This is a genomic window from Pseudomonas corni (genome assembly GCF_057128765.1).
Genome location: NZ_JBSKHW010000024.1, coordinates 53,728 through 66,212, shown reverse-complemented (window position 1 = coordinate 66,212; position 12,485 = coordinate 53,728). Strand labels below are relative to the sequence as shown.

Sequence of the window (12,485 nt, the reverse complement as noted above, 5' to 3'; positions counted from 1 at the left end):
CGAACTTGTTCGCGAGGCGTCTGGCCTGATACACCGCATCGCCTGTCTCGCCAACAAGTTGTCTCCTACAGAGGCAGCTACGCCTGACACATCGCGAAGGTTCGCCATTCTGTAGGAGCGAACTTGTTCGCGAGGCGTCTGGCCTGATACACCGCATCGCCTGTCTCGCCAACAAGTTGTCTCCTACAGAGGCAGTTCCGCGTGACACACCGCGAAGGGTCGCCATTCTGTAGGAGCGAACTTGTTCGCGAGGCGTATTGGCTGACCCACTACCAATCGCGTCTTGCCAACAAGTTGGCTCCTACAGACGTCTTTGATTACATCAAGGTAATCGGGTAGTCGACGATCAGACGGAATTCGCTCAGATCGCCTTCGCCCTGATCGGCGTTAGCGTTGTGGAACGCCTGACGGATACGGAATGAGAGATCCTTCGCCGGACCGGTCTGCACTACGTACTTGGCTTCGACGTCGATTTCGTGGTGCTTGCCGTCTTCGCCATACAGACCCGCATACGCGCTGTTGGTCGGCGTCTTGGTGCCATCGATGTTGGAACCGTTCAGGTAACGGGTCATGAAACTCAGACCGGGAACGCCATAGGAGGCCATGTTCAGGTCGTAGCGCACGCCGAAAGAACGCTCGTTGGGGGCGTTGAAGTCAGACCACTGAACCGAGTTGTTGAGGAAGATCGAATCACCGCCTTCGCCGCCGCCGTTATTGCCGGTGCCCAGATAGTCGAATGGAGTATCGCCATCAACTTTCTGGAACGACAACGTCACGGTGTGCGCAGCCAGGAACGAATAAGCCACTGCGGCCGAATACGTGGTGTTATTGATTGACCCAGCCTTGGCCTGGCCTTCGTCAAGAGTGCGGTACAAGTTGAAATCAAAGTTCAGCGACTGGTCGTCAGTCAGCGCAAGTGTGTAGTTAGTGTTGGCATAGTACTGGCGCCATACATCTTCAAATTCCGAACCATAAAGTGTCGCGGTCCAGTTAGGGGTAATCGAATATTTACCGCCAGCGAATGTCGCGCTGTCAGCAGTAACACCGGCGTAAGTGGCGAAGATGTCATGGCTATGGTTGCTGGTCAGACCGCTGTCGGCGCTGGTGTAACGACCGGCTTCCAGATCAAGGCCTTCGAATTCGCTGCTGTTCAAGTTGAAACCGGTAGCGGTTTGCGGCAGCAAGCGGCTACCGCCGACGGCGAAGACAGGGGCTGTAGGTTGCATATTGCCGTACTTGAGCATGGTCTTGGAGATACGCATTTTCACGTCGCCACCGATCGAGCCGTAGCTGTCCTGGGGATCGCCGTTGTCATCACGGGGCAAGTTGCCGGTGCCGCCGTATTTGTTCGTGGCATCGAGTTTCAGGCCGCCGTTCGCATAAGCGTCCACGCCGAACCCGACAGTGCCTTGAGTGAAGCCAGAGCTGAAATTGGTTTGAATGCCCTGGGTCCAGTCGCGGTTATCGACACCGCCACTCTGGCGGTTGCGGTTGAAGTAATAGTTGCGCAACAGTGCAGTGGCGCTGGCGTCTTCGATGAATCCTTTCGCATCGGCTTGATTAGTAACCGTCTCGGCAAATGCCATTTGCGTGACTGCCGACGAGACGGCAAGTGCAATGGCGCTCCAATGCTTTACATTCATTTCTTTCATTCCCCTGGATTTTTTAGACGCCCAAAACAGAGCCCACACCGAGATGTTCGGCATGAGTGAGTTCGTCGGTATTACGGGCGCGAAACGGCAGTTTTAGCGAAAGCTTTATTCAATATCGGTATCACGGTCGCATGTTGTATGTGGGCGCCGGAGCTCAGGTGTTTCCGCAGTTGAGCCCCGTCCATGCGTGCCGTCTTTGTATCACGTCAGCTGTCCCAGAGAAGTCAAAAAGTGCCGTTAGTTTGGTTAAAAATGTTTAACCAAGCTCAGGAAGATATCAGTGATAGCGTTGTGGCTAATTGAGACTCTCATCGCTCAATTTGCTCTGATAAATACTTGCCGCCACTGACTTCAGTGGCGGTTTTTTTTTGCGCGAATTGATGGGGATTGGGCTTGGAGCGAGGAGGGTTCAGCGAGTCATTTTGGCCAACAGCATCGCTTTGACCTCGGGCCATTCGGTGTCGATGATGCTGAAACGTACGGAGTTGCGCCTGCGACCGTCGGGCATGATGCGTTCGTGGCGCACGATACCTTCCTGCGTTGCACCAATACGCAGAATCGCCGCGCGGGATTTCTCGTTCAGCTCGTCAGTGGTGAATTGCACGCGCACGCAGTTCATGGTTTCGAACGCATAGCTCAGCAGCAGGTATTTCATTTCGGTGTTAACACCTGAACGCTGGACCGACTGGCCGAGCCAGGTGTGGCCGATTTCCAGCTTGCGGTTGCTGCGGTCGATTTTCCAGAAACGGGTGCTGCCCACCACCAGGCCAGTCTCGCGCTGAACGATCGCAAACGGCATCACCGTCCCCGCTTGTCGGCCTTCCAGTGCCTTGGCCATATACGCCTGGATCGAGTCAGGCCCCGGAATGACCGTGACCTTCATGTTCCACAATTGCCCGTCCTGCGCCGCCTGCACCAGTGGTGCGGCATGTTCGGCCTGAAGCGGGTGCAGCTCGACGGTGTTGCCTTTCAGCACGATCTGTTCGATGTCCACGGTGTCAGCGCTCACAACATTCAGTGATCAGGGAGTGGCGGGTTTTTCGACGTTGGGCAATGGCGTGCCTTTGGGCCAGAGCATCCAGATTTGCCCTTGCTGCTTCATGTTGCCTGCCAGGTCGCCTGCTGCATCGCCAGTGCCCCAGAACATGTCGGCACGCACTTCACCGGCAATTGCGCCGCCGGTGTCTTGTGCGGCGACCGGACGGGTGAGCGGCGTGCCGTCGGGTCTGGACGACGACAGCCACAACAGGCTGCCCAGCGGAATGACTTTGCGGTCAATCGCCACGCTGTAACCGGCAGTCAGCGGCACATTGAGCGAGCCGCGTGGGCCTTCGTCACTGTCCGGACGCAGAGTGAAGAACACATAGCTGGGGTTGCTGCCCAGCAGTTCAGGCACTTTGTCCGGGTTAGCCACGGCCCAGGCCTTGATCTTGCCCATGGACACTTCGTCTTTCTTCAACTGGCCTTGTTCCACCAGCCAGCGGCCAATCGGTTTGTACGGATGGCCGTTCTGGTCGGCGTAGGCGATGCGCAACTGGCGACCGTTTTCCAGCTGCACCCGGCCCGAGCCCTGAATCTGCAGGAATTGCAGGTCCATCGGATAGCTCAGCCAGGCCAGTACCGGGGCGTTGACGCCTTTCTCGCCGATGGTCGCGGCGTCGTCGTAAGGCCGCAGGATTCGGCCGTCGAGGCGTCCGCGCAGGCGTTTGCCTTTGAGTTCGGGATAGATGCTGTCGAGATTGACCACGATCAGGTCATCCGGCACGCCATAGATCGGCACCGGATGCTCGTCGTTACGCTGTTCGCTGCCTTTATAGATGGGCTCGTAGTAGCCGGTGATCAGACCGTTTGCCCCGTGTTCAGAGGAGCGCAGGCTGTAGACCTGGAGTTGGGTTTTGAGGAAGTCGCGAACCGCCAGCGGATCAAGCGGAACCTGCGCCGCCGCCGCGCAGGTCGCGCCCCAGACTTTGTCCTTGGCCAGACGCTTGCACGCGGAGAACCAGCTGCTGTAACCGGCGAGCAGGTCCTCGTCGCTGACAGCGGGCAATTTGTCCCACTCCACGCTGACGTAGGTGGTCACTTCAGACGGTTTGGGTTTTGGTCCGCCGCCGTCACAGGCAGCGAGGAGGGCGATCAGCGGGGCGACGCAAAAAACGAATCGGCGCCAGTGCAGGCTTGGCTTCATCACGCAGGACAGTTCCTGAAAGTAAATCGAGGCCGGTAGCTTGGTGAAAGAGCGCGGTGACGTCAAATCAAGAAGCGAAGACAGCTCGTAGTTGAGGTCCATCAGATGTACCGCTTCGCAGCCTCGCGCTGCTGGTCAGCTCCTACAGGATTTGCGTCGAACTCAAAACTCAACAACACCAAACGTGCTGTAGGAGCGCGCTTGCCCGCGATATAGGCGTGTACAGCCACTACAGTTCCGGCGCTTGGCAATCAGTCTTCGCGGGCAAGCGCGCTCCTACAGTGGAGTTGAGGCGCTGCCGGAATCCCGATTTGGGGCGAACCCTGTGGGAGCGGACCTGTCCGCAAAGAGGCCGGTGCATCAGCTATAAATCTGTCCCCTGAAACACCGTCTTCGCGAACAGGTTCGCTCCCACACTGGATCTGAGGTGCAGCGGATTTTGCCGGTCAGTTTTTCCAACAGGACCCGAGTTCAAGTGGTGGTACGACGACCCTTCATCGGCTCGCTTAAACCTCGGCATTTTTATGTCGATAGCCCGTAAACGGTATACAAAACAACAATTCACGGGACCTTGGGGAAAGCGATGTTTAAAACGGTGCAGGCGCGCTACACAGTTATTTTTGTGGTCTTGATGGGCGCGATCGCGGTGATCACGGAACAAGGCATCGAACGCTTCGTCACGCCCAAGGTTCGCGCCTCGGAAGAGCAGGTGGTGCTGGATAAGGTCGATCAGATCGGCACTCGCATTCTGAGTGATCTGGCGCGTGTCGAAGCCCAGTCCAGAGCCATCACACAAGCGGTGCCGCTGCTCGATAGCGATGCCATTGATAAGGTCCTGCCGGGTCTGGTCGATCAGTATGGCGACGCCAAAGTCTTCGGGGGCGGCGTATGGCCGATGCCGGACAAGCGCACCCCAGGGCGCAACAAACACAGCAGTTTCTTCCATCGTGACGGCAGCGGGCAGTTGGTGGTCAGCACCTACTGGAACTCTGACCCTGCGCCCAACTACTGGGAGCAGCCCTGGCACAAGGCCGGGCAGAACGCGCCCAAAGGCAAATGCGCGTGGGCCGCAGCCTATCAAGATGAAGCTAGCCCGCAGCCGCGCACCAACTGCGCCATGGGCATCTACAAGGACGGCGCGTTGTACGGCGTGTCGACCATCGACGTCACGCTGGGCTTCTTCAACGGCCTGATTCAGGAGAAAGAGAAGGACATCAACGGTCAGGTCATGATCGTCGAGCGCGACGGCAAGATTCTCACCAACCAGAGCCGCATTCCCGGCGAAATCATCCTCAAGAACATCTCGGGTTTCAGCAGTCAGTCGATCTTCGCCAAAGAGATTCAGGACGGCCTGAGCCGAGTGTCCGGCGAGGCGGTTTATACCCGCGAGTACGAAGATCCGGCGCTGGGCGACCTGACCTTTTTCCTGCGTCCGGTAGTCGGCACCCCGTGGATGATCGCCACCTCGCTGCCGACCTCGATGCTCACCGCGCGCAGCGACGAGGTACTAAAAACCCTGGGCATGCTGCAGATTCCGCTGGTGCTGCTGTTGATGGCCATCCTGGGTTTTGCCTTCCACCGGTTGATGGGGCGCCTGACAGTATTGCGCACCAACATCGATTCGCTGTCTTCGGGCGATGCCGACTTGACCAAGCGGATTCCGATCCACGGCGAGGACGAACTCGACGCCGTTGGCCAGTCGGTCAACCGTTTCATCGCCTACCAGCAGAGCATGATCGTCGACGTGCGGGCTGGCACCGAGCAGATTTCCCTGGGGCTGGGCCAATTGCAGGATCAGTCGCGCAACATCAATCAGATCCTCAATCGACATGCGTCGGAAACCGATCAGGCCGTCACCGCCATCAACGAAATGAGCGCCACCGCCGACAGCGTCGCCCAGAGCGCCAATGAAACCGCCGGTTTCACCCAGTCCGCCAACGACGCCGCGCAGCGCTCCCGCGACACCGTGGAGCAGGCTTCGGTCAGCGTATTGGCGTTGGTCGCCGAGGTAGAAGACGCGACCCAATACGTTCAGGAGATGCAGGTCGATGCCAAACGCATCACCGATGTGCTGGGCGTGATCGGCGGGATCGCGCAACAGACCAACCTGTTGGCGCTTAACGCCGCCATCGAAGCGGCCCGTGCCGGTGAACAGGGCAGAGGCTTTGCCGTCGTCGCCGACGAAGTCCGCGCATTGGCGGGTCGGACCCAGCAAAGCACCTCGGAAATCAACGAAATGCTCAGCCGTCTGGAGCAGGGCGTCAGCACGGCAGTCGGTGCCATGGAGAAGACCAAAGTCAGCTGCCAGTCAACCGCCGACCGCACCTCAAGGGTCAACGAGGGCCTGGACGGCATGGCCAGCTCGGTGCTGCGCATCCACGACCTCAGCGCCCACATCGCCACCGCCGCCGAGCAACAAAGCGCGGTCACCGAAGAGATCAATCAGAACATGGTCGCGATCCGGCACATGGTCGGTGAACTGGTCGGTTGCGGCCAGCAGACCGACACCAGCGTCGAAGCGCTGATGGTGTCCAACGAACGGCTGGTGGCGATGATCAATCGGTTCAAGGTGAGCTGATTGGCGCCGTTTGCTCATGACTAGCAATGCGCCTTGCCCGTATGTCAGCGGGCAAGGCGTTTGAGGAACAGACGGTTTTCATGGGTTTCGTTGTTGAAGCAATAGGACGAGACGCCAGCATCTTCATAATTTTGGCGTGGATAAAACGCCAACGCGCGGGCATTGCCCACCCAGACCGTGAGCCACAAGGCAGATGCACCCAGTTCGCGCACCAGCTCCTCCGAGCATGCGAGCAATTGACTGCCGATGCCTTTTCCGGCAAAGCGCTCCTGCACGTATAGACGCTCCAGTTCGGCGCTGCTATCACCGGGAATTTTGGGGTTATCGACGCCGTTGCGAATCTGCGCAAAACCCACAAGGTGCCCCGCACGCTCGGCCACGATCACCGACACGTCTGGATGGGTAAGGGTGGCGTTGATCGCCGCAGGCGCAAAATGGTCTAGCACCTCTTGGGCCAGAGCAGGGCGAATGCCTTCTGTGGCGTATGTGTCGAGCCACACTTGCGTACCCAACGCGCCGATACACAAAGCGTCGTCTGCGGTTGCCAGTCGATAGGACAGCGCAGTATTCATTGCCAATTACCGACAACTGCGATCACGAAATCTCCCCGCGTATGTACTGCTCCATGGTCTTGATCAGCTCGGCCTGTTCGGCGATGGCTTCTTTGACCAGGTCGCCGATGGACAGCAGGCCGATCAGTTTGCCTTCGTCGACCACGGGCAAGTGACGCAGGCGCATGTCGGTCATGATGCTCATGCAGGTGTCGAGGGTGTGTTGAGTATCAACCGTGCGCACTTCGCGGGTCATGATGTCGCGAACTGGCGTGCCGATGGACGACAAGCCCTTGAGCACCAGCTTGCGGGCGTAGTCGCGTTCACTGAGGATGCCAACCACCCGGCCTTCGCTGATCACCGGCACCGCACCTATGTTTTTGTCAGCCATGAGCTTGAGGGCGTCGATGACCATGTGCTCGGGCGATACGGTGTGCACTTCCCCGTGGTGATGGGCTTTGAGCTTGAGTAGTTCGGCTACGGTCTTCATGGTGGCCTCTCCGGCGCTTATTCGTCAGGGCGGCCTCGTACGCAGGTCAGGCCGTGCATAGAGAATCGTAGAGAGATGGCAATCCGGCAAGTGTGAAAGCGGCGTTCGGGTGAATCAAAAGCGCCAGAGTGTCCACCGGCGCTTATCTGTTGCGGGTTAAATCGGCTTGCGACCGGTGCGACGCGGTCGTGAAACCACCGACTCAATATTCTTGCGGCCAATCAGCAAAGGGCTTTTGGCCTTGCGCGATGACGGTTCTTGCCCCAGCCATTTGTACATCACCAGGCAATCCACCAAACCGAGTTTTGCGTGTCGATAGGCGCGGGGCAGGCGACCGACTACGTCAAAGCCAAGCTTTTGCCACAGGGCGATGGCCACTTCGTTGGTGGCGACCACTGAGTTGAACTGCATGGCCTCAAACCCTTCGTCCAGTGCCAGTTGTTGCGAGTGCTCGCACATCAGTCGGGCAACGCCGCGTCCGCGTGCTGCCGGTGTGACCATGTAGCCGCAATTGCTGACATGGCTGCCGGGCCCGGCGGCGTTGGCCTTGAGGTAGTAACTGCCAAGCAACACGCCGTCTTCTTCGGCGATCAAGGTGCGCAGCGGGTACTCCAGCCACAGATGCTGCGCTTGATCGCGGGTCAGATCGGGATCGTAGGCGTAGGTTTCCTGCGCTAAGACCACGGCCTGGAAAGTCGGCCAGAATGCCTCGAAATCATCAAGGGTCATGGGGCGGATGGTGATCATGGGTAATCCGGCTAAGAGGTAACACTGTAGGAGCGCGCTTGCCCGCGATGGCGATCTGTCGGCGACATTGATGTCGACAGGCAAACCGTCTTCGCGGGCAAGCGCGCTCCTACAGATGAGGGGGCTGCTTTACGAAACCACCCGATAACAAGGCTCGTACGCCGCGCCGCCGGGCAGTTTCATCCGGTGCTGTTCGACGAACGCTTGCAGCAGTTTATCCAGCGGCTGCATCACAGCGGCATCGCCGTGGATTTCATACGGGCCGTGCTCTTCGATCAGGCGGATGCCCTTGTCCTTGACGTTACCGGCAACGATCCCGGAGAACGCGCGACGCAGATTGGCGGCCAGTTCGTGGGGCGGCAGGTCACGGCGCAATTGCAGGGCAGCCATGTTGGCGTGGGTCGGATCGAATGGGCGTTGGAAGCCTTCTTCGATCTTCAGCAGCCAGTTGAAGTGGAACGCGTCGTTGCGCTCGCGGCGGAACTGGCGCACGGCTTTCAAACCCTCGGTCATCTGCCGCGCCACCTGGGCCGGGTCGTCGATGATGATTTCGTAATGACGCTGGGCTTCTTCGCCCAACGTTGCGCCAACGAAGGCGTGCAGCTGCTGCAGATACGGCGCGGTGCTTTTCGGGCCCGTGAGGATCACCGGGAACGGCAACCCCTGGTTGTCCGGGTGCATCAGGATGCCCAGCAGGTACAGAAATTCTTCCGCAGTGCCTGCGCCGCCCGGAAAAATGATGATGCCGTGGCCGACGCGCACGAAGGCTTCCAGACGCTTTTCGATGTCCGGCAGGATCACCAGCTCATTGACGATCGGGTTAGGCGCTTCGGCAGCGATGATGCCCGGTTCCGTCAGACCCAGGTAACGGCCGCCGTTGATCCGCTGTTTGGCGTGGGCAATGGTCGCGCCCTTCATCGGGCCCTTCATCACGCCGGGGCCGCAGCCGGTGCAGATGTCCAGCTTGCGCAGGCCCAGTTCGTGGCCGACTTTCTTGGTGTATTTGTATTCTTCGGTGTTGATCGAGTGACCGCCCCAGCAGACCACCATTTTCGGCTCGACACCGGCGCGCAGGGTGCGGGCGTTGCGCAAAAGATGAAAGACGTAGTCGGTGATGCCTTGGGAGGTGCTCAGGTCGATGCGCTGGCTGTCCAGCTCGCTTTCGGTGTAGACGATGTCGCGCAGGGCGCTGAACAGCATCTCCCGGGTGCTGGCGATCATTTCGCCGTCAACGAACGCGTCAGCCGGGGCGTTGAGCAGTTCGAGGCGCACGCCGCGATCCTGCTGGTGGATGCGCACTTCAAAGTCCGCGTACGCCTCAAGGATGGTCTTGGCGTTATCGACATGGGCGCCGGTGTTGAGGATGGCCAGCGCGCACTGGCGGAACAGGCTGTAGATGCTGCCCGAACCGGCCTCGCTCAGTTGGTGTACTTCTCGTTGGGACAGTGTTTCGAGGCTGCCTTTTGGGCTGACCGATGCATTGATTACGTGTCTTGAAGCCATTCTAAATTCCCTGAAAGCAATACCACCTGGCCGGCAGTGGCGGGTGGCGGTGAAACAGTGAGTGCTCGCGGCCCTCACGCATGACTGGCATTTTCTACGGCGTTTGGTGGGGAAAGCAAACCCCGCGTTGGAAAAGACTTCAGCTGATGCCTCCAACCTCACCTCTAGGAGCGCGCTTGCCCGCGATGGCGGTGTGCCTGTTACGCAAGCGTCGTTTGACTCAACGCCATCGCGGGCAAGCGCGCTCCTACAAGCAGGTGTTCCCTCTGCGGTCGTGGGTGAGGGAAACCGGACACGGTCTCTTCACTGGAACCGTCGCCCGCAAGGCGTTAATGTGGCGCGGTCAAGCGAGTCGTCCCGGACGTTTATGAGTGACTGTTATCCGATGATGTTCAATTTCGCCGTTTTTATCGCCACCCTGGTTGCTATGGAGGGCGTTGGCTATCTGGCACACAAGTACGTCATGCACGGCTGGGGCTGGTGGCTGCATCGCTCCCATCATGAAGAACAGCTCGGCGCGCTGGAAACCAACGACGTATACCTGGTGGTGCTTGCCGCCGTCGCGATCAGCTTGATCGTACTCGGCATGAACGGCCATGACCCGCTGCAATGGGTGGGCAGCGGGGTGGCAGCATTCGGGCTTATTTACGTTGTGGTCCATGACGGCATCGTCCATCGTCACTGGCCAATCCGGCCCAAACCGCGTAATCGCTATCTGCGGCGCCTTTACCACGCGCATTTGATGCATCACGCGGTCAAAGGTCGGCAAAACAGTGTCTCGTTTGGATTTCTCTACGCGCCGCCCACCGCGACGCTCAAACAGCAACTGCGCGACACGCGTCATCGTCCTGTTGAGCAGGAAGATGAGGGTATCGCCGGTCTGCAACTGGACGCCGACCGCAGCAGCCGCGCTTGACGGTCCTGCGGCCATTCACCTTGCACTCACAGGAGTTATGTCATGGATTTCGGAATTTCAGGACGTTGGGCGGTTGTCTGCGCGGCCAGCAAGGGACTTGGCCTGGGCTGCGCGAAAGCCTTGGCCAGCGAAGGTGTGAATCTGGTAATCAATGCTCGCGGCGAAGAGGCGCTTGAGCAGGCCGCCACGCAATTGCGGACCTTGGCGCCGGGCATCGAGGTGCGCACGGTGGCGGGGGATATCAGCCAGCCTGAGGTGCGCGAGCGAGTGCTGGCGGCCTGTCCGCAGGTCGATATTCTGGTGAACAACGCCGGTGGACCACCGCCAGGGGATTTCCGCGACTGGCAGCGCGAGGACTGGATCAAGGCGCTGGACGCCAACATGCTGACCCCGATCGAGCTGATCAAGGCCTGCGTCGATGGCATGGCAGAGCGAGGATTTGGGCGGATCGTTAACATCACTTCCGGCGCCGTCAAAGCACCGATCGATGTGCTGGGCTTGTCCAACGGAGCACGCAGCGGCCTTACCGGATTTATCGCAGGTCTTGCTCGTCAGCCGAAACTGGCGGGCAACAACGTCACTGTTAACAACCTGCTGCCGGGACCATTCGATACCGAACGACTGCAGAAGAACATCAGCCTGGCTGCGGAGAAGAGCGGTAAGTCGTTGGACAGCGTTATTGAGCAACGGCAAAAGGCTGTCCCGGCGCAGCGCTTTGGCAGTGCTGACGAGTTCGGCGCGTTTTGCGCATTCATGTGCAGCGCCCATGCCGGCTTTTTCGTCGGCCAGAACGTGCTGCTCGATGGCGGCGGCTACCCCGGCACGTTTTAAATAACCCACTCTGAAAACGAAGATGGCGCCCAATGGCGCCATTCTCGTTCTTGCAGCTTGCAGCTTGCAGCTTGCAGCTGAAGCCTGTCAGATAACCCCACACGCCATACGATCACCGCCACCACCCAGTGGCTTGGGCATATCAGAGTGGTTATCGCCGCCGACATGAATCATCAGCGCGTGGCCTTTGATTTCAGCCAATGTTTTCAAGCGCGGGGCCAGCACCGGATAAGTGGCCATGCCGTCAGCGGTGACGTAAACCGCCGGCAGATCGCCCAAGTGACCATCTGCGTAAGGGCCCAGGTGCTTGCCGGTTTTCGCAGGGTCGAAGTGGCCACCGGCGGCCAGCGCGGCGACTTTCACCCCGTCTTTGGTACCTGCGTCACAGCTGCCGTTCTCATGAACGTGGAAGCCGTGGATGCCAGCGGGCAGGGATTTGAGATTGGGGGTGAACAGAAGGCCGTAGGCTGTTTCGCTGACAGTGATCTCACCGATAGCCTTGGGCGCGCCGTCGGCGCTGACCAGATTAACGGGGACGTCAACAGACGCCGCGTGTGCGCCGAAGGAGAGGGTGCTTAGCAGGCCGAGCCACAGATAGCGTTTCATAGTTGCCTCAGGGGTTGTGTCTGGATGAGTTAGTGACCGAAGCGCGGTGACTAACGTTCATTTCTCAAGACCGAGCGTCATTTCTGAATGTTGCTCACCCCGTCCCTGGAGGACCCAACTTGTTGGCGAGAGTTGGCGAGAGGCGTAGCGCGGTGTGTCAGTTCTGCCGCCTCGCGAACAAGTTCGCTCCTACAGAGACATGCGCTGCTTTTCTGTAGGAGCCAACTTGTTGGCGAGCGGGTTTTGCGGTGGGTCGGTTCTGCCGCCTCGCGAACAAGTTCGCTCCTACAGAGACATGCGCTGCTCTTCTGTAGGAGCCAACTTTTTGGGGAGCTGGGTTTTGCGGTGTGTCAGTTCTGCCGCCTCGCGAACAAGTTCGCTCCTACAGTGGGCATGAGGTGCTGATCTGTAGGAGCCAACTTGTTG

General features: G+C 59.1%; 11 protein-coding genes and 1 pseudogene. 4 read left to right on the top strand and 8 right to left on the bottom strand.

The features are described 5' to 3' along the window. Window positions 1-317: 317 nt before the first annotated feature. The 3 genes from ACWKV9_RS27035 to mltA all read right to left on the bottom strand — a co-directional run bounded on the left by ACWKV9_RS27035 (window position 318) and on the right by mltA (window position 3,837). Entirely contained in the window at window positions 318-1,643 is a 1,326-nt protein-coding gene (locus ACWKV9_RS27035) for an OprD family porin (protein WP_483839168.1), read from the bottom strand. Window positions 1,644-2,061: 418 nt separating this feature from the next. Next, window positions 2,062-2,640, bottom strand: a complete 579-nt coding sequence (locus tag ACWKV9_RS27030) for a GNAT family N-acetyltransferase (protein WP_483839173.1) — start codon at window positions 2,638-2,640, stop codon at window positions 2,062-2,064. Between the two features lie 33 nt (window positions 2,641-2,673). Continuing rightward, a complete protein-coding gene (gene mltA, locus ACWKV9_RS27025; protein WP_483839172.1) occupies window positions 2,674-3,837 on the bottom strand; it encodes a murein transglycosylase A in 1,164 nt (387 codons plus the stop codon). Between the two features lie 583 nt (window positions 3,838-4,420). On the opposite strand from mltA, the pseudogene ACWKV9_RS27020 reads away from it, so the two are divergent. Together ACWKV9_RS27020 and ACWKV9_RS27015 are read left to right on the top strand one after the other, a co-directional pair. Then, window positions 4,421-5,542: pseudogene (locus ACWKV9_RS27020) on the top strand (cache domain-containing protein); the annotation flags it as partial. A 27-nt stretch (window positions 5,543-5,569) separates the two neighbouring features. Then, a complete protein-coding gene (locus tag ACWKV9_RS27015) occupies window positions 5,570-6,415 on the top strand; it encodes a methyl-accepting chemotaxis protein (protein ID WP_483839171.1) in 846 nt (281 codons plus the stop codon). A gap of 44 nt (window positions 6,416-6,459) precedes the next feature. Here the strand turns inward: ACWKV9_RS27015 and ACWKV9_RS27010 are convergent, their stop codons facing one another. The 4 genes from ACWKV9_RS27010 to ppnN form a co-directional block, all read right to left on the bottom strand. Next, window positions 6,460-6,987 carry an N-acetyltransferase family protein gene (locus ACWKV9_RS27010; protein ID WP_483839167.1) on the bottom strand — a complete coding sequence of 176 codons (528 nt, stop codon included), beginning with the start codon at window positions 6,985-6,987 and terminating at the stop codon, window positions 6,460-6,462. Window positions 6,988-7,009: 22 nt separating this feature from the next. Beyond that, window positions 7,010-7,456 carry a CBS domain-containing protein gene (locus tag ACWKV9_RS27005; RefSeq protein ID WP_483839166.1) on the bottom strand — a complete coding sequence of 149 codons (447 nt, stop codon included), beginning with the start codon at window positions 7,454-7,456 and terminating at the stop codon, window positions 7,010-7,012. A gap of 156 nt (window positions 7,457-7,612) precedes the next feature. Continuing rightward, window positions 7,613-8,203 (bottom strand): N-acetyltransferase family protein, encoded by a 591-nt coding sequence (locus ACWKV9_RS27000; protein ID WP_483839165.1) that lies wholly within the window; start codon window positions 8,201-8,203, stop codon window positions 7,613-7,615. Window positions 8,204-8,332: 129 nt separating this feature from the next. After that, window positions 8,333-9,706: a nucleotide 5'-monophosphate nucleosidase PpnN gene (gene ppnN, locus ACWKV9_RS26995; protein ID WP_483839164.1), complete on the bottom strand. Its 1,374-nt coding sequence runs from the start codon at window positions 9,704-9,706 to the stop codon at window positions 8,333-8,335. Window positions 9,707-10,091: 385 nt separating this feature from the next. Here ppnN and ACWKV9_RS26990 point away from each other — a divergent pair, with 385 nt between their 5' ends. Next, the gene (locus ACWKV9_RS26990) at window positions 10,092-10,622 is read left to right on the top strand and encodes a sterol desaturase family protein (protein ID WP_483839170.1); all 531 of its coding nucleotides are present in this window, start codon (window positions 10,092-10,094) and stop codon (window positions 10,620-10,622) included. A gap of 42 nt (window positions 10,623-10,664) precedes the next feature. Then, window positions 10,665-11,453 carry an SDR family oxidoreductase gene (locus ACWKV9_RS26985; RefSeq protein WP_483839163.1) on the top strand — a complete coding sequence of 263 codons (789 nt, stop codon included), beginning with the start codon at window positions 10,665-10,667 and terminating at the stop codon, window positions 11,451-11,453. Window positions 11,454-11,540: 87 nt separating this feature from the next. On the opposite strand, the gene sodC is transcribed toward ACWKV9_RS26985, so the two are convergent. Further along, a complete protein-coding gene (gene sodC / locus ACWKV9_RS26980; RefSeq protein ID WP_483839162.1) occupies window positions 11,541-12,059 on the bottom strand; it encodes a superoxide dismutase [Cu-Zn] SodC in 519 nt (172 codons plus the stop codon). Between the last annotated feature and the right edge of the window lie 426 nt (window positions 12,060-12,485).